General features: G+C 68.4%; 13 protein-coding genes. 5 read left to right on the top strand and 8 right to left on the bottom strand.

Going from position 1 to position 18,068, the window contains the following annotated elements; translation table 11 throughout:
• Positions 1 to 36: 36 nt before the first annotated feature.
• Both uxaC and ACQPYH_RS15700 read left to right on the top strand, forming a co-directional pair.
• The gene (uxaC, locus tag ACQPYH_RS15705) at positions 37 to 1,440 is read left to right on the top strand and encodes a glucuronate isomerase (protein WP_432891909.1); all 1,404 of its coding nucleotides are present in this window, start codon (positions 37 to 39) and stop codon (positions 1,438 to 1,440) included.
• A gap of 70 nt (positions 1,441 to 1,510) precedes the next feature.
• Positions 1,511 to 3,010: a right-handed parallel beta-helix repeat-containing protein gene (locus ACQPYH_RS15700; protein ID WP_432891906.1), complete on the top strand. Its 1,500-nt coding sequence runs from the start codon at positions 1,511 to 1,513 to the stop codon at positions 3,008 to 3,010.
• Here the strand turns inward: ACQPYH_RS15700 and ACQPYH_RS15695 are convergent.
• A complete protein-coding gene (locus ACQPYH_RS15695; protein ID WP_432891904.1) occupies positions 2,996 to 4,297 on the bottom strand; it encodes an O-antigen ligase family protein in 1,302 nt (433 codons plus the stop codon). The two genes, ACQPYH_RS15700 and ACQPYH_RS15695, sit on opposite strands and share 15 nt — an antisense overlap.
• Complete coding sequence (locus tag ACQPYH_RS15690) at positions 4,297 to 5,919, bottom strand: Wzz/FepE/Etk N-terminal domain-containing protein (RefSeq protein WP_432891901.1); 1,623 nt, start codon at positions 5,917 to 5,919, stop codon at positions 4,297 to 4,299. The genes ACQPYH_RS15695 and ACQPYH_RS15690 overlap by 1 nt, the downstream gene beginning before the upstream one ends.
• Before the next feature lie 139 nt (positions 5,920 to 6,058).
• Between ACQPYH_RS15690 and ACQPYH_RS15685 the strand changes: the two genes are divergently transcribed.
• The 3 genes from ACQPYH_RS15685 to ACQPYH_RS15675 all read left to right on the top strand — a co-directional run bounded on the left by ACQPYH_RS15685 (position 6,059) and on the right by ACQPYH_RS15675 (position 11,132).
• On the top strand, positions 6,059 to 8,275 hold the full coding sequence (locus tag ACQPYH_RS15685; protein WP_432891898.1) for a LamG-like jellyroll fold domain-containing protein: 2,217 nt from the start codon (positions 6,059 to 6,061) through the stop codon (positions 8,273 to 8,275).
• A 144-nt stretch (positions 8,276 to 8,419) separates the two neighbouring features.
• Positions 8,420 to 9,949, top strand: a complete 1,530-nt coding sequence (locus tag ACQPYH_RS15680; protein WP_432891895.1) for a fibronectin type III domain-containing protein — start codon at positions 8,420 to 8,422, stop codon at positions 9,947 to 9,949.
• A 250-nt stretch (positions 9,950 to 10,199) separates the two neighbouring features.
• Positions 10,200 to 11,132: a type IV toxin-antitoxin system AbiEi family antitoxin domain-containing protein gene (locus tag ACQPYH_RS15675; protein WP_432891892.1), complete on the top strand. Its 933-nt coding sequence runs from the start codon at positions 10,200 to 10,202 to the stop codon at positions 11,130 to 11,132.
• Between the two features lie 235 nt (positions 11,133 to 11,367).
• Here the strand turns inward: ACQPYH_RS15675 and ACQPYH_RS15670 are convergent, their stop codons facing one another.
• The 6 genes from ACQPYH_RS15670 to ACQPYH_RS15645 form a co-directional block, all read right to left on the bottom strand.
• Positions 11,368 to 12,636, bottom strand: a complete 1,269-nt coding sequence (locus ACQPYH_RS15670) for a hypothetical protein (protein ID WP_432891889.1) — start codon at positions 12,634 to 12,636, stop codon at positions 11,368 to 11,370.
• 9 nt (positions 12,637 to 12,645) lie between these two features.
• Entirely contained in the window at positions 12,646 to 13,434 is a 789-nt protein-coding gene (locus ACQPYH_RS15665) for a WecB/TagA/CpsF family glycosyltransferase (protein WP_432891886.1), read from the bottom strand.
• 3 nt (positions 13,435 to 13,437) lie between these two features.
• On the bottom strand, positions 13,438 to 14,421 hold the full coding sequence (gmd, locus tag ACQPYH_RS15660) for a GDP-mannose 4,6-dehydratase (protein WP_432891883.1): 984 nt from the start codon (positions 14,419 to 14,421) through the stop codon (positions 13,438 to 13,440).
• A complete protein-coding gene (locus tag ACQPYH_RS15655) occupies positions 14,418 to 15,347 on the bottom strand; it encodes a GDP-L-fucose synthase family protein (RefSeq protein ID WP_432891880.1) in 930 nt (309 codons plus the stop codon). Before ACQPYH_RS15655 ends, gmd begins: the two co-directional genes overlap by 4 nt.
• Position 15,348: 1 nt before the next feature.
• Positions 15,349 to 16,833, bottom strand: a complete 1,485-nt coding sequence (locus tag ACQPYH_RS15650; RefSeq protein ID WP_432891877.1) for a sugar transferase — start codon at positions 16,831 to 16,833, stop codon at positions 15,349 to 15,351.
• Positions 16,834 to 17,119: 286 nt separating this feature from the next.
• Complete coding sequence (locus ACQPYH_RS15645; protein WP_432891874.1) at positions 17,120 to 18,013, bottom strand: hypothetical protein; 894 nt, start codon at positions 18,011 to 18,013, stop codon at positions 17,120 to 17,122.
• Positions 18,014 to 18,068 lie beyond the last annotated feature (55 nt).

The following is an 18,068-nucleotide window of genomic DNA, read 5'->3' as shown; positions in this document are numbered from 1 at the left end:
GCAGGATACGTTTCAGCCCATCGCATCGGAGGACCCATGTCGAAGGCCCTGCAGCCTCATCCGGATCGTGCTTTCCCGGCCGGGGAGGCGCGTGATGTCGCCCGGCGGATTCACGCTTCGACGAAGGACCTGCCGCTGCTCTGCCTGCACGGGCACGTCGACATCGGGCTGTTCGCCACCGACGCGCCGTTCGGCGACCCCGCCGAGCTGCTGGTCGTCCCGGACCACTACGTGACCCGGATGCTGGTCTCCCAGGGCGTCTCCCCCGACAAGCTCGGCCTCCCCCGCCGCGACGGCAAGAAGACCGCCGAACCGCGCGAGATCTGGCGCGAGTTCTGCGCGAACTGGCACCTGTTCCTCGGCACCCCTAGCCGCTACTGGCTTGAGCACGAGTTCGCCGAGGTCCTCGGCATCACCGTGCACCCGTCCGCCGACAACGCCGACGAGCTGTACGACCAGATCACCGCACGCCTCGCCGAGCCCGAGTTCCGCCCACGGGCCCTGCTCGACCGCTTCAACATCGAGCTGATCTCCACCACCGACGCGGCCACCGACGACCTCGCGCAGCACGCGAAGCTCGCCGCGGACCTCCCCGGCCGGGTCGTCCCGACGTTCCGCCCCGACGCCGTCGCACACCCCGACCGCGCCGGCTGGCCAGAACTCATCGCCCAGCTCGGCACATTGGCCGACGTCGACACCACGACGTACGACGGATTCCTGGCAGCGATCCGGCAAAGAAGGCAGGCGTTCGTCGCGGCCGGCGCGCGGGCCACCGACCACGGTCACCTGAGCGCAGCCGCCGTACCGCTGTCGGATGCAGAAGCAAGCCGGATCTACACCGGTGCGTTGAAGGGGGACGTGACCGCCAACGACGCGGCCGCGTTCGCCGGACACATGCTCTACCAGTCGGCAGTGATGTCGGCCGAGGACGGGCTGGTCATGCAGCTGCACCCCGGCGTACTGCGCGATCACGATCCGGCGATCTTCGCGACGTACGGACCAGATCAGGGGCACGACATCCCGGTCGCGACCGAGTTCACGCGATCGTTGCGGCCGCTGCTCGAGCGGTTCGGGCACGCAGACGGCTTCCGGATCGTGCTGTTCACAGTCGACGAGACCGTCTACTCCCGGGAGCTCGCGCCGCTGGCCGGCGTCTACCCTGCCGTCCGGTTGGGCGCGCCGTGGTGGTTCCTCGACAGCCCCGACGGCATGCGGCGGTTCCGTGAGCTCGTGACCGAGACGGCGGGCTTCTACAACATGTCCGGGTTCGTGGACGACACCCGTGCGTACTTGTCGATTCCGGCCCGCCACGACCTGGCTCGCCGGATCGACGCCGGCTACCTCGCCAACCTCGTCGTACAGCACCGTCTCGACGAGGACGACGCGTTGACGGTCGCGAAGGCACTCGCCTACGACCTGGCGAAGGACACGTACCTCTAGAGCAGGTAGTCTCACGCAGATCTGTTCGCCGGGGGCGGGTGAAGGGACCTGGATGAGGCGTGGGGTTGTCGTGGCAGTTGGTGCCACGCTGCTGATGGTGTCGGGCTGCTCGGGCAAAACCGAGCCGCCCAAGTCAGCGCCGTCCGCGACCACCACGGTCACCGTCCCCACCGCTCCCCCGACCGCGGCGGCCGCCGTCCTCGGACCAACCGGCCCGAGTACGGCGAAACCCTGCGACGGTACGAACATCCCGGTAGGCACCGACCCACAGCCGATCATCGACGCGGCAGCGCAAGGCACGACCTTCTGCTTCGCCAAGGGCGTACATCGGCTCACGCGTCCGATCCAGCCACGCAGCAATGACACCCTGGCCGGCAACATCGGCGCAGTACTCAGCGGCTCCGTCCGGCTCACCGGATGGAAGCGAGCAGGCAGCGGCTGGACAGTCCAAGGCGCTCTGCCCGCGGCGTACCCGCTGAAGGGGCAGTGCGAGGACAACAAGACCAAGCCCTGCCAGCTCGGCGAGCAAGTGTTCCAGGACGGCAACCACCTGACCCGCGTGATGAGCCTGAGCCAGCTCAAGCCAGGCACGTTCTTCGGTGACTACAAGGCCAACGCCGTTTACCTGGGCGACGACCCGACCGGCCACGTCATCGAGATGGCCAAGACCCAGACCGCGATCGACAAGTCCGCGGACAACGTCACCGTGACCGGCCTGACCATCCAGCAGTTCGCGAGCCGCCCGCAGGCCGGCGCGCTGCAGGCCGGCGCCGGCTGGAAGGTGACTGCGAACGAGGTCCGCTGGAACCACGCCGTCGGCATCATGGTGATCGAAGGCGACAACACCGTGGTCAGCCGCAACACCGTCGCCGACAACGGCCAGCTCGGCATCGGGCAGTACAAGTCGGCCGGCGTGAAGATCACCGCGAACCTGGTCACCCGCAACAACACCGACGGCTTCTGGATCGCGGACTGGGAGTCCGGCGGGATCAAGTCCACCCGCTCGTCCGGCGAGGTCAGCGGCAACGACATCATCGCGAACCGCGGCATCGGGATGTGGAGCGACATCGCGGAGTACGACCGCCGGATCACCGGGAACCGGATCCGGGACAACGCGGCCGACGGCATCCGGTACGAGATCAGCTACTCGGCCGTGATCGACCAGAACGTTGTCGAGCACAACGGGTTCGGCACCGGCCGCGGCTCGGGCGGCACGCTCTGGGACGGCGGCGGTATCAACGTCAACACGTCCTCCGACGTACAGGTCCGCGGCAACCTGATCAAGGACAACCGCAACGCCCTGTCGATCCAGTCGCGGACGCGGGGCGACGGTCCGCGCGGCACCTACGTACTGCGCAATGTCCTCGTCGAGGGCAACCTGGTCGTGATGAGCGACGCGGCGTCGTCCCTCGGCGTGGTGGAGAACAAGCGCTCCCCAACGCAGCCCGGCGCGATCACGTTCCGCCGCAACAGCTACCAGGGCGCCGACCACTTCGCGTACCGGGGCAAGACCATGACCTGGTCCGAGTGGCAGCAGTCCGGCTTCGACCAGGACTCAGTGAGCAGCTGAGCCCGCCAACGACCGTCTTCGATGCCGGATCCGATCGGCGTCGCAGATGGCGGCGGCGACCAGCAGGTGCACGGTCATCGACGACAGGTCGGACAGACCGCTCTCGTTGAGCGAGGCGGCGGTGACATAGGCCAGCAACAGCGCGCCACTGGCCTTGATGTACGGCGTGGGCGCGCGGAGGACCGAGACCCACGCGACGATCAGCGCCACCGCGACGATCGCGACCGCCAGCAGACCGGTCTCCCAATAAAGCCCGAGCCAGCTGTTGTCGATCGCCATCACGTCGACGTCGCCCTCGCCGCGGGTCAGCAGGACCCGTTTGTTGCCGAGGCCGTGGCCGATGATCGCGGTCTGCGTCGACACCTTCTCGTCCACGACCGCCTGCCAACTCGTCGTACGGCCGCTCAACGAGGTGATCTGCCGCGTGCCCTGACCGCGCAGCAGCCAGGTGTGCAGCGACCCGATGGTCAAGAACGCCAACCCGAGCAGCGCAGGCACCACGAGGCACGCGATCCGGCCGAGCCAGGTCTTGCGAGTGATGATCAGCGCCACCACCAGCCCAAATGCGAGCGCGGCCGCCGACGTTCGGGTGCGACTGGCCGCGATCAGGACGCCGCCCAATCCGATCAGCGCGATGGCCGGCAGGGCCGACAGCTTCCGGCAGACCAGCCCGATCAACGCCAGCCCGCATAGGATCGCCCCGACCTCGCCGACGCGCGGCGGCAGCATCGGGATGATGACACCCTGCAGCCGGGACCCCGTGCCCAGCGAGCTCAGCGGCCGCCAGGCCTGGCCCGGGTCGTAGACAAGGCTCAGTACGACGGTTGCCGCCAGCAACAGGTGGGCCCACAGATGGGCCCGGACCAATCGCTCCGGCACCTGCACCAACGGCCGCCACAGCAGGAAGACGAACACCAGCCCGATCAGGAACCGGGCCAACCTGGTCAACGGCCCCATCGGTTGGGCCAGCAAGAACGCGGTCGCACACGCGAACAGCACATACATGACGTACAGCCAGCTCGCCGGATTCACCCGGGTCCGGAACCCGGGCTTGGTCGCCGCGAGAGCAACCAGGAAGACAACCCCGAGCAGCACGCCCTTCGCGATGCTGTTCGTCGACCCGGTCGTGCCCTGTGGCGCCGCGACCCGCGACGACCAGGGCTGGACGCCGAGCACGAACAGGCACCACAGCATGAGCCAGAACCAGGCCGGCCGTTCGATCTCGCCCTCGACCGTCCCCGGCACCGCCGGGGCCAATCGATTCGCGCGCGAGTAGGTGCTCTGCATCAGCGCATCGGCGGAGCCGAGTCCAGCGGCTTGTAGTTCAGCGGGATCCCGAGCGTCTCGTCCTGTGACGCCGCCCCGATCAGTACGACGCCCAGCACCGGCGCGCCCGCGAACTGCAGCGCACCGGTCAGCCGGGCGACGTCCATCTCCTTGTCGAGACCGACCTGGACCACCAGCACGGACGCGTCGACCGCGGCGGCCAGCGGCGTGATGCCGTGCCGTCCGACCGAGGCCGGGCCGTGGATCACGACGGAATACCCCGGCGGCAGGTCCGCGACGATGCCCGGGACGAGCGACGGGCCGACCGCCTCGGCGGTCTCCTCGTGGTTCAGGCCGGGCGGCAGGACGTACAGGTCCGCGACCGTGCCCGGGCGGAACAGCTTGCGGGCCCGGATCGCCCGGGTCGCGGCCGGCTCCATCACCAGGTCGGTGAGTCCTTCATGCCCGGTGAGGTGCGGCAACACCGGCGTACCTTCGATGTCGGCGAGGACCAGCAGGGTCTCCCGGCCGTCGCGAGCATTCGCCTCAGCCATCGCGAGCGCGATGCCGGCCGAGTTGGGCGTGGGTGACGCAGAGACCACCAGCAGCGCTCCCGGACCGCCGCCCGCGAACGCGCGCGGGCTCAGCTCGCGACGCGCCAGCGCACCACTCGCCTCGGCCCCCAGCGCAGTGATCTCGTACTGCGGGAGCTCCGGAGCCGACCGCTGCCAGAACCGGCGCCGATGCCCCTCGGAGGCCGCGATCACGGGCGAGCTCGTCGCCCGCGCCGCCTGGTCCCGGGTCAGGATGTACGGCGTCAGGTGGGACCGCAGCAGTGCGAGACCGAAGCCGAGCACCAGACCGAGGATCCCGCCGACGAGGATGTCGCGGGCAACGATCGGCGACGAGCTCGCGGTGTCGGTCGTTGCCGGTGTCACCAATTGGCTCCCCGCGCCGACCGTGGCGAGCGCCTTGAGCATCGCCGCCGCGTCGTCCGCGGCCTGCCGGGCCTCTGTCGCGAGGCCGACCCGCTGGTCGCGCAGCGCCGCCGCGGTCTGGTTGTCGCCGCGACCGACCGCCTCGTCGATCTGGCTGACCAGGCTGCGGGACTGCTGGGTGGCCGTCTTCGACCGGGCCTGCGCCTGCTCCGCCAGGTTGGTGAGCAGCGCCTTGGCTTCGGTGTTGCGCTGCGCCAGGTAGATGCTTGCGATCGCGTTCGCCCGATCGACCGCCTTCTGCGCCGTCGGCCCGTCGGTCGTGACCAGGTAGGCGTTGTCGGTGACCGCCTTCACCCGGGTCACCGACGCCAGGTCCTGGATCGTCTTGTCGTCGGTCGGCATGCCGAGCTGCTTCACCACGGCGGCCAGGAGCGTCGGGCTGGCCATCACGCGGGCCTGGGTCTCGGCCGGCAGGTCCATCCCGAGCGGGCCGGTCTTGTCGGCGCCGTCGGACAGCTTCCCGACCAGCGCCGGCGGCACGGCCGGGCCGATCACCAGCTGGCTCGAGGCGGTCCAGCGGATCGTCTGGGAGAGGGCGAACACGGAAGCGCCGAGCAATCCGAGCACGATGCAGCCCATGATCAGCCACTTCTGCCGCAGCAGAGACTGAGCGGTTTCCCGCCAGACCACGGTGCCGGGTTCCATTGCCTACCTCACTCCGTTGACGCCAGCGCCCCAGGATATAGGCACCGGAATGTGATCACAGCATCTCCTCCGGTGCCCTACTCTCTTCTCGGGGGAATCTGGGGTTTTCACTTTTATGTCCAAGGGGGGACATCGCAGCATGACGAAGAGACGTCTGTTCACGCGGCTGGGGGTCGTGGGCACTCTGCTCGCCGCTGCGCTGGTGGTGGCGTTCGCGCCGCCCGCGCAGAGCATCGAGGCCTCGCTCTCGGCGGTCAACAGCTCGACCTGGCAGACCAACGCCAGCGTCCAGGGCATCACCGTCGCCGCCGGCAAGGCGTACGCCGGAGGCCGTTTCACCAGCGTCCGTCCGCCGGGCGCCGCCGCCGGGACCGGCGAGGTCGGACAGGCGTACCTGGCCGCGTTCGACGCGACCACCGGCGCACTGGTCACCGCGTTCAATCCGGTGCTGAACGGGCAGGTCTACGCCGTGGCCGCCTCCGCGGACGGCTCGCGGATCTTCGTCGGGGGCGACTTCACCACGGTCAACGGGCAGACCCGGAACCGGATCGCCGCCTTCGACACCGCCACCGGCGCACTGGTCGCGAACTGGAAGCCATCCGTGTCCTACCGGGTCAAGACGATCGCCGTCTCCGGTACGACGGTGTACTTCGGCGGCTCGTTCGGCCTGGTCAACGGCCTGACCCGCAACCGGCTCGCAGCGGTCACCACCGACACCGGCACGCTGCTGCCGTGGGCGCCGGACGTGAACGGCGACGTGTACGCCGTCGACGCTGCCGATGACGCGTCCAAGGTGTACGCCGGCGGTCAGTTCAGCACCGTCAACGGCACCAACCAGAACACCGTGACGAGCCTCGACCCGGTGAGCGGCGCAGTACTGCCCTTCCCCGGCTCCTCCGCCGTACCGCCGCCGAACGGGTCGTGCACGACCCGGGTCAAGTCGATCGACGCCAGCGGCGACACCGTGTACTTCGGGAACGGCGGTGACGGCGGCGGCTGCTTCGACGGCACCTGGGCCGTCGACATCGCGACCAACACGCTGAAGTGGAAGAACCAGTGCCTCGGCGCGACCGAAGCGGTCAAGGTGGTCAACGGCTGGCTGTACAAGGGATCGCACGCCCACGACTGCGCCAACCAGGGCGCCGGCGGTTTCCCGCAGGGCTTCGACTACCGCTTCCTGCTGAGCGAGAAGCTGACCGACGGCTCGCTCGGCCCGTGGTACCCGAACACCGACGCGGACCCGAACAGCGTGACCAACGTCGGCCCGCTGGCGTTCGCGACCAGTGGCAACGACCTCTGGGCCGGCGGCGACTTCCTGCACGTCAACGGGGTCGCACAGCAGGGTCTGACGCACTTCACCAACGCTGCCCCGGGTGCGGCACCGGCCAAGCCGGCCAAGCTGCTCCCGTACAGCGTCCAGCCGGGCGTCGTACAGATCTACTTCCCGACCGTGGTCGACAACGACGACAGCACGCTGACCTACCGGCTGCTGAAGGGGTTCAGCAACACCACGATCGCGACCTGGACGGCCAAGTCCACGCCGTGGGACCGGCCGTGGCTGAGCTACACCGACACATCCTCGGCGCCCGGTGAGTCCACGAACTACCGTGTCGAGGTCACCGACGGCGTGACGGCGGTTCGCGGCAACTACTCCGACCCGATCACGGTCGCTTCGGCTGCATCGACGGCGTACGACCAGATCGTCAACGCCGACGGGCCGCAGGCCTACTGGCGCCTCGGTGAGGCGGCCGGTACGACGACGTCGGTCGACTCCTCCGGTCAGAGCAACAACGGCACGTTCACGGGCGTGACGCTGGGCGGAGTGGGCGCGATCGCCGGCAACACGGCGATGACGACCAGCACCACCACCGGCCGGATGGTCGGCGAGAAGGGGTACAGCTTCCCGCAGCAGTTCACGGTCGAGGCTTGGGTGAAGCAGAGCGGTGTCGGCCGCGGCGGCCGCATCATCGGCTTCGGCAACGGGAAGACCCAGAGCAGCCCGATCAACGACCGGATGCTGTACATGCGGACCAACGGCTCGATCGTCTTCGGCGTCAACGACGGCAGCCAGCGCACGCTGACCAGCCCGTCCGGCAAGAACGACGGCCAGTGGCACCACGTGGTCGGCACGTTCGACAACGGGATGATGAAGCTGTACGTCGACGGCGTCCTCAGCGGCAGCGCGCTCGTGGGCCAGGCGTCGTTGTACTACGGCTGGTGGCGGGTCGGCTACGACTCCACGAACTCGTGGTCCGGCGGTGGGGCGACCCAGACCGGAATGGGTATCGACGAGGCGGCCGTGTACCCGTACGCACTCACACCGGTACAGGTCCAAAACCACTTTGCAGCAAAGTGAAAAGATCGCTTACTGCAAGGTTTGGCACAAACCTGTAACGCGATTGGGAGGCCTGCTTCCGGTGGGCCTCCCACAGCGGTAATGTCCGCCGCTGGTGCGTGATGAGGCACGCGCTGTACGGCCCCCGCCTGTCGAAGGACATAAATGAAGAAGTTAGTGCTGGCCCTTGTCACCGCAGCGGCTGTCGTGGCCGCAGCGTTGATTCCCTCGGGACCGCCGGTGGAGGCGGCGACTCCGGGCTTCGCATCCGCCGTATCCGCGATCAAGCAGCCTTCGTGGCAGACCAACAACAGCGTGAACGCCCTGGCCATCGCCGGGAACACCGTGTACGCCGGCGGTCTGTTCACCAGGCTCCGGCAGCCGGGCATGGCGTCGGGTCAGGCGCCTGAGACTCTCCGCAGCTACGTCGCCGCCTTCGACCGGACCACCGGGAAGCCGACCGCGTTCGCGCCGACCGTGAACGGTCCGGTCTACTCCATCGCCACCAGCCCGGACGGCAAGTGGGTCGTGATCGGCGGCGACTTCACGATGGTGAACGGCCTGCGCCGCAGCAAGATCGCGATGTTCAGCGTCGCCACCGGCAAGATCGTGCAGGCCTGGGACCCGGTGGTCGCGGCCCGCGTGAAGGCACTGGCGATCTACGGCAACAGCGTGTTCATCGGTGGCGCGTTCGGCAAGATCGACGGCGCGGTCCGCAACCGGCTCGGCGCGGTCCGGCTGATCCAGGGCGACCTGCTGCCGTGGAACCCGAACGCGAACAACGACGTGTACGCGCTCGACGTGTCCGACAACGGCACCCGGGTCTTCGCGGGCGGCCCGTTCAGCACGATCAACGGCAAGGACCACTACTCGCTGGCGATGCTGAACAACACCACCGGCGCGGCCTTCGACTTCCCGGCGGCGGCTGCGATCCCGAAGCCGACCGCGACCTGCACCACGCGCGTGAAGGACATCGACACGCTCGGCGACAACGTGTACGTCTCCAACGGCGGTGACGGCGGCGGCTGCTACGACGGCGTCCTCGCGGCGCAGGTCTCGACCGGCAAGCTGCTGTGGCAGAACAAGTGCCTGGGCGCGACCGAGGCGATCAAGGCGATCGGCAACTGGCTCTACAAGGGCTCCCACGCCCACGACTGCTCGTCGTCGCCGAACGGCTTCGCCAACGGCAGCGGGACGCACTACCTGCTGGTCGAGAGCGCGGTCAACGGCAACCTCGGACCGTGGTTCCCGAACACCGACGCGAACCTGAAGAGCACCACGAAGGTCGGCCCGCTGGCGATGGCCGGCACCGCGACCGACTTGTGGGTCGGCGGTGACTTCCTGCACGTGAACGGCCAGATCCAGGTCGGCATCACCCGGTTCACGAACACGCCGGGCGGCGCGGCTCCCGCCGTACCGAAGGCGCCGACGCTGAGTGCGACGACGTCCGGCCGGGTCTACGTGACGTACCCCGACGTGTACGACCTGGACAACCTGACGCTGACGTACAACGTGTTCCGCGGTTCGCTGAACGTCGGGTCGACCGCCCACACGTCGTACTTCTGGCAGGCGCGGAAGTCCTACCAGGTGGTGGATCGCGGCCTGAAGCGCGGCTCGACGTACGCGTACCACATCGAGGTGCACGACGGACGGAACATCATGAAGGGCGCGACCGCGAGCGTGAAGATTCCTTAACTCGCAGCAGCGGCGCGGCCTGCACCATCAGCCGCGCCGTCATCGTGGTACGTCTCAGGGGTCAACCCCGCGGGCTGTCGGTTGCGGAGGAAGAATCTTCCCGTCCAACCGTCAAGCTGCGGGGTTGACCCCTGAGACGTACGTGGGAGGGGTCTTGGAGCTGGGCTCGGGTTGTCCACAGGTCCCGGGTTGGGGGATGCGCCGGACGTCGTCGACCGCCGATCCTTGCGGGATGAATCCGATGCTCGCCATGATTACCGCAAGCCAGGGTCGCGTGTTCAGCCGGGCGCAAGCGTTCGCGTGCGGGTACACGCCGCGCGGGATCAGGGACCGGGTCCGAGATGGACGCTGGTTGCGGGTGCGCTACGGCCAGTACGCCGAAGCCGCCGACCTGAGCCGATTGCCTCCCTGGGAGCGGGAGTTGGCTCGACATCGACTCCTGGTCTACGCCGTGATGAACGCGATGCGGTCCGGAGCGGTTGCCATCAGCCACCAATCGTCCCTCCTGCTGCACGGACTGCCCTTGTGGGGCGTCGACCTGTCAGAGGTGCACCTCAGTCGCCTGGACGAACGCAGGCACACCGGCCCCGTCGCCGGGGTCCGATATCACCGCGGCGTTCTGACACCGGACGACCTCGTAACGGTCGGAGATCTGACCGCGACGGCTTTGCCCAGGGCTGTCGTCGAATCCGCCTGCGTCGCGTCGTTCGAGTCCGGCGTGATCTTCGCTGATGCGGCGCTTCGCGATGGCGGAATCGACCAGGATGACCTGGGCCGACTGCTTCGACTCACCGAGTTCTGGCCGGGAAGCGCCACGGCCCGAGCCGCTCTCAGCTTCGCGAACGGCCGGTCGGAGTCGGTCGGAGAGTCTCGGCTGCGGGTCCTGATGCATAACCAGGGGCTGCCGGCGCCGGAACTCCAGGTCGTCTACCGCGATCGGGACGGGATCATCGGACGTGTCGATTTCGACTTCTCCGAATACAACACGGTCGTCGAGTTCGACGGCAGACTGAAGTACGCCGACGCATCGGGCGACGTGCTCGTCGAGGAGAAGATCCGCGAGGACCGACTGCGCGCGGCCGGACGTGGGGTCGTGCGCATCATGTGGCCAGACCTGGACCGTCCGGCCCGAACCGCCGCTGCTATCCGGGCAGCCTTCGCCCGATCCCGCCGTACCGCCTGACCGCCCCATCCCCGGCCCATTCGCGCGTGCGCCGGGGGCCGGCTCCGGTTCGTCTGAGGGGTCAACCCCTGAGGTGGTCGGTTGGCCCACCTGAATCCGAGGGGCCAACCGACCTGCTTGGGGGTTGACCTCTCAGACGAACACGGCACTGCCCGTGCGCGATCGGACCAGCCTGGGGGCGGGCGGGACCGGGCCGGGGGCAGACCCACGCGGAGCGGGACCGGGTCGGGCGGGGTCAGGGGGTGGTGGCGCGGCGATGGGCGGCGATGGCTCGGTGCGCCTCGTTCCACCACAGCAGCAACGTGGTGAACGAGGCGCCGGCCAGCCCCCACGCCGCGCCCTTCGGGCCCCAGAGGAAGGCGCCGCCGACGCCGCAGGTGATCAGGATGACCGACGAGATCAGACGGACGCGCAGGCCGCGAGTGGCAGCAGTCAGGGCTCGCATGATGGCGAAGGCACCGGCGTTCGAAGCGCCGAGGGCCTGCAGCAGGATGACCGGGATCAGGACGCTGTGAGCCTGCGTCCACACGCCCGGACCGAGCAGTTCGCGGCCGACAACGGCCGGTAGCAAGAGAAAGACAGCGCCCCAGGCCAGCGCGCCGGCTCCGACGCCGAACGAGATGGCCAGGCCCACGAGCCACAGCCGGCGGTACGAATGCCGCAGGGCACGGGCAGCTTCGGGCACGGAGATCATCCGGATGCCCTGGTTCAGCACGTTGACCGGGCCGAGCAGGACCTGCGCGCCGCGGATGCCCGCAGTGGCCACCAGGCCGGCGGCCGCGGTGATGCCGAGCATGTAGACCTGGATCGTGCCCGAGACGGCGAGCATCTCCCCGACGTACTTCGGGCTCAGGTCCCAGTTCCGCTTCACCCATTCACGAATCAGCTGCCGCCGTGGCGCCACCCCGGCCTGGAAACGGCCGGCTATCGCGGCGATGACCGCACCGAGCCCCCAGCCGAACGTGAGGCTGAACGCCGACGTCGTACCGGTCAGGTAGAGGCCGCCGAAGATCGCGAGCATCGCCAGCAACCAGATCAGGTCGTTGACGAACGCCTTCGTGCCCTCGCCTACGACGAAGAAGGCCCAGCGCCAGGCATCCTGCAGTAGCAGGCCCGGCATCGTCACCGCGAAGGCGAGCAGCACTCCCCTGGACGGGACGCCCGGGAACGCCGCGATCGCCAGGCCGACCACCATCGCCAGAAGGCCTGTCAGCAAGGCGGTTGCCGTACTGGCCCGGACCGCACGCTGCCATTCAGGCGTGCGATCGCCGGAGTGGCGGACGGCGAGGGGTTCGGTGGAGACCGCCCGGGACACGTTGAGGGCGATCGTGTAGCCGCCGAAGGCCAGCGCGTAGATACCGAAGTCAGCGACCGTGCTCGAACGCGCGACGACGACCCCGACCGCCAGGTTGCTGAGACTCGACAGCGCCTGGTCTGCCAGACCCCAACTGGCACGGCTGGCCGGTCCGGCCAGCCGACGCAACTTCGGCCGCCGGAACTTCACCGGCTCACTCTAGAGCGGACGCGGCGGATGACGGAGGACGCCCACGAGGAACCGCGGGATGCCCAGCACGTAGCGCTTCCAGAGCCGGCGCGGCTCCTTGTACAGCCGGTAGCTCCACTCCAGCCCGGCGCGCTGCATCCACAGCGGTGCGCGCTCCAGCCGGCCGGTGTGGAAGTCGAACGCAGCGCCGACGCCGATCAGGATCGTCGCGTTCAGCCGGTCGCGGTGGTCGGCCATCCAGCGCTCCTGCTTCGGGGCGCCGAGCCCGACCCAGATGATGTCCGGCCGCGCCTCGTTCATCCGGGCGACCACGGCCGCGTCCTCGGCCTCTGTCAGCGGCCGGTACGGCGGGCACTCGGTGCCGACGACCTTCAACGCCGGGTGGCGCTCCTGGAAGACCTCCCGCAGCTCCTCGGCGACACCCTCGGCGCCGCCGTAGAAGTACTGCGTCCAGCCGCGCTCGGCCGCCTCGGCCATCACGCGCTCGAGCAGGTCCGGCCCGGCGACCCGGTCCATCTGCTCGAAGCCGGCCTTGTGGCCCGCCCAGACCAGCGGCATACCGTCCGGCACCGTCAGCCCGGCGGTGTTGTAGACCTCGGTCAGCCGCTCGTCGGCGCGCGCGTGCAGCAGTGCGTTCATGTCCGTGACGCAGACCAGCTCGCGCGCTTCGTCGTCGATCCAGCGGGCGAACGTGGCAACCGTGTGGTCCGGATTGGTGATGCTGACATGGATGCCCAGGACATCGACCCGCTCGGCCACAGCCGAACCGGTTGTCGCCGCGGTCTGCATATCGGTCATCAGTCAGTCCTCCGGGTTCAGCGCGGCGAGATCCGCGTCGACCATGATCTGAACCAGCTCCGGCACGTGCACCTGGGCCTTCCAGCCCAGCTCGGTCATGGCTTTGGACGCGTCCCCGATCAGCGAGTCGACCTCGGTCGGGCGCACGTAGCGCGCGTCGTAGTCGACATACTCCTCCCAGTCCAGCCCTACATGGTCGAAGGCGCGCGAGACGAAATCCTTGACCGAGTACGACGTACCGGTCGCGATCACGTAGTCGGCCGGGGTGTCGTGCTGCAGCATCCGCCACATGCCCTCGACGTACTCCGGGGCGTAGCCCCAATCCCGGCTGGCATCGAGATTGCCCAGGTACAGGCGATCCTGCCGTCCGGTCTTGATCGCGGCGACCGCACGGGTGATCTTCCGGGTCACGAACGTCTCGCCCCGGCGCGGCGACTCATGGTTGAACAGGATCCCGTTCACCGCGAACATGTCGTACGCCTCGCGGTAGTTCCGGGTCATCCAGTAGCCGTAGAGCTTCGCGGCGCCGTACGGCGACCGCGGGTAGAACGGGGTGTCCTCGTTCTGCGGCGGAGGCGTCGCGCCGAACATCTCCGACGAGGACGCCTGGTAGAACCGGCAGTCCAGCCCGATCATCCGGATCGCCTCGAGCAGCCGCGTCGTCCCCATCCCGGTGGTGTCACCGGTGTACTCCGGCTCGTCGAAGCTCACCCGCACATGCGACTGCGCGGCCAGGTGATACACCTCGGCCGGCTGGATCGATGCCAGCAGCGTGACGAGCCGCGAGCCGTCGGTCAGATCGCCGTAGTGCAGGAACAGCCGCTTGTCCTTCGCGTGCGGATCCTCGTACAGGTGGTCGATCCGCTTGGTGTTGAACGTCGACGCGCGCCGGATCAGGCCGTGTACTTCGTAGCCCTTGGCCAGCAGCAGCTCGGCCAGGTACGAACCGTCCTGGCCGGTGATCCCGGTAACGAAGGCTTTCTTCATGAGTGGTTCTCCACATACCAGCGGTAGGTGGCGGCCACACCGTCTTCGAGGTCGACGGACGGCTTCCAGCCCAGCGCCAGCAGCTTGCTCACGTCGAGCAGCTTGCGCGGGGTGCCGTCCGGCTTGGACAGATCGTTGCTCAAGGCACCCGTGTACCCGACGACGCGGGCGACCAGCTCGGCGAGCTCACGGATCGAGATGTCCGCGCCGACGCCGACGTTGATCGGCTCCGGTGCGTCGTACTGCTCGAGCAGGTGCAGGCACGCGTCGGCCAGGTCGTCCACGTGCAGGAACTCGCGTCGCGGCGTACCGCTCCCCCACAGCACAACCTCGGGAGCATCCGACTCATGCGCCTCGTGGAAGCGGCGGATCAGAGCCGGCAGCACATGCGACGTGGCCGGATCGAAGTTGTCGTTCGGCCCGTAGAGATTGGTCGGCATCGCCGAGATCCAGCGCAGACCGTACTGCCGGCGGACCGCCTGGACCTGCATGATGCCGGCGATCTTCGCGATCGCGTACGCGTCGTTGGTCGGCTCGAGCTCGCCGGTCAGCAGGCTCGACTCGCGGATCGGCTGCTCGGCGTACTTCGGGTAGATGCACGACGACCCGAGGAACAACAGCCGCGGCGTCCGTACTTCGAGGGCCGCGTCCATCAGGTTCACCTGGATCCGCAGGTTGTCACTGAGGAACTCGGTCGGGTGGTCGCGGTTCGCGAGGATCCCGCCGACCCGAGCCGCTGCGTCGACGACCACGGCGGGCTTGTGCTCGGCCAGGAACGCGAACGTGGCATCACGGTCGCGCAGGTCGAGCTCCGACGAGGTCGCGCCGATCAGCTGCGTGAACCCGGCAGCTTCCAGACGCCGCCAGATCGCGGAGCCGACGAGGCCGCGGTGTCCCGCGACGTACACGGGTGCGTGAAGGTCCATGTCAGTACGCCCCCGCGCCGTAGGCCACCGCGCGCACGGTCTTCCAGAGGATCAGCAGATCCAGGGTCATCGACCAGTTGTCGACGTAGCGCAGGTCGAGGCGGACCGACTCGTCCCAGGACAGGTCGCTGCGGCCGCTGACCTGCCACAGGCCGGTCATGCCGGGCTTCACGAGCATCCGCCGCGAGTCGTCGGCGGCGTACAGCGCGACCTCCTCGGCCAGCGGCGGCCGCGGACCGACCAGCGACATGTCGCCGCGCAGCACGTTGAACAGCTGAGGCAACTCGTCGAGCGAGAACCGCCGGATCCACCGGCCGAGCGGTGTCATCCGCGGGTCGTCGCGCATCTTGAAGATCACGCCGTTGCCGTCGCTCAACGCGTACAGATCACCGAGCCGCTGCTCGGCGTCGGAGTACATGCTCCGGAACTTCAGCATGGTGAACTCGACGCCGCCGCGGCCGATCCGCTGCTGCCGGAAGAGCACCGGCCCCGGGCTGGACACCTTGACCGCGAGCGCGAGGCCGATCAGCAACGGGGACAGTACGGCGATGAAGCCGAGGGCAACGGTTCGGTCGAAGATGGCCTTCATCAGGTGCGGCCCGCCGCTGACCGACGGCCGCTCCAGGTGCAGCAAGGACAGACCGGCGACCGGGCGGACCGAGATCCGCGGACCGGCCACCTCGATGATGCCGGGCGACACGATCAGTTCGATGCCGCGCTGCTCCAACGCCCACGACAGGCGGCGCAGCGACTGGCCGACCAGCTCCGGATCGGTCGAGACGGCAACCACGTCGACCGCGTGACGATCCGCGGCGGCGAGGATGTCCGGCTCGTCCAGCTCGTCAGGTTGCAGGTGTCCGTGACCGTCGCCGCGCGGCCGGCACGTCGCCACCACCCGGTAGCCGTCGGTCGGACGCTTCTCCAGGTGCTCACAAAGCGTCGCGGCCGGGCCACTTCGCCCGACCACGAGAACCCTGTGCATGCAGCGACCTCTGACGCGGTGGCGATGCAGGTCCTTCCGCAACGCATACCGCAGCAGCAGGGCGGAGATCACCATCACCGGGATCGCCAGCACCACGAAGCCCCTGGCGATCTCGGTCTTCGTCACGTACGACGTCATCGCGACGGCGGCCGTGAGGCCGACGCCGGAACGCATCAGCGACCGGAACTCGTCCGGCCCGGCGCCGAAGTACCGAGGGTCGTAGCCCTTTGACAGCGCGACGACACCGACCCACGCCGGCGGCAGCAGACTGCTCACGACGAGATAGCTGGGACCGACGTGGTATCCGAACCTGGTCAGCAGCGCGATCGAGACGCCGAGCATCGCGGCCAGCAGGTCACCGCCGACAGCGGCCCAGCGGTACACACCGACCCAGCGGGGCTCGGTCGAGCGCGACGACAGCGGGACGATCGCCGGGACCTCATGCGGCACGACCCAGAGCGGTCCGTGCCCGTCCATCCGGCCGGGCGCCTCGGCTCCGCTCACACCAGTCCTTCGGTCTCACGTTGCGGCCACTCGGACACGCTCCGTGCCCAGGGCTTCCCGCAGCTGTCCATCCCCAGAATTCACCCGCGCGTCGGCGACGAGTCACCGAAGATTACTACGCACCACGGGCCTCGGCGACCACCAGGCCGCCTTCCTTGTGGAGAACTTGCATTGTGAGCCGCGAACCGGTTGCTTCATCACGAAATGATCAAGAAAACAAGGCAGTCCGGCCGGCGTCGCGCTGACGCCGGCCGGACCAAAAGCTTGACGACTGGCCAGAGATTTCTCAGACAGCCTCGCGACTCGGTGTGTCGAACTCCGCGATCAGCTCGGCCGGCATGTGCTCGAGATCGCTCACCCGCAGGTAGTCGCCCATCGTCGTCCCCGTGCACTCGGAGTCGATGTTCGGAGCCATCCGGCCCGCGATCGTGTCACCGAGGTGCACGGTGCGCAGATCGATGCTGAACCGGGTCCGCCCCGAGGTGTTCGGCACGCTCGAGTGCAGCTGCGCCCCGGAGAACAGGATGATCCCGCCCGGCTTGCAGATCGGCCGGATCTGCGGCACCAGCTCGACCTCCTCCTCCGGCACCGGCTGCACGCGGGTGTCGACGCCGATCTGGGTCGCCGCGATCTTCCGGCTGGTCGCGTTCCACTCGGCGTAGTTGTACACCCGCGAGCTGTTCTTCACCGGCGTCTCCCAGTACCGCCGGTGGAAGGCCAGCCCGTTGTCGTGGCTGATCGGGAAGATCGGCAGCCACCAGTTCAGCTGGGTGTACGGCGCGGAGTACCAGGTGTCGCGGTGCGGATGGAACGCGAACGCGATCCCCGTCGTCAGGTAGTCGTCCGAGGTCGAGCTGCGCATCCGCGGCACGTCGAAGTACACCTGATCCTGGTCGCAACCGAAGTCGACCAGCATCTCCTGGATCAGCCGCTTCGACTCCGGGTGGTGGATGAAGCGCGGCTTCAGCTCGGCGAGCAGCGCCGCGTACTCCTCCACAGGCATGTCGAACTGAGCCGTCTCCGGGTCCAGCGGAGCGAAGGCCTGCTTGGCCATCTCACCGGCGAACTCGGTCAGTGCCAGGGTCGACGGGCGCGGCGAGTAGACGAACAGGTCGCCCTCGTACAGCTTCTGCCTACGCTCGTCATCACTGAATTCGGCGTCGACATAAATGGAATGCAATGGAGTCCCCCTCCTGGTCGTACTGCGAGATTTCCCCCGTCCGGTAGCTGCCGGA

It is taken from the genome of Kribbella sp. CA-245084, from assembly GCF_050942355.1.
Classification (GTDB): Bacteria; Actinomycetota; Actinomycetes; order Propionibacteriales; family Kribbellaceae; genus Kribbella.
This window is presented reverse-complemented; position numbering and strand designations above follow the sequence as displayed.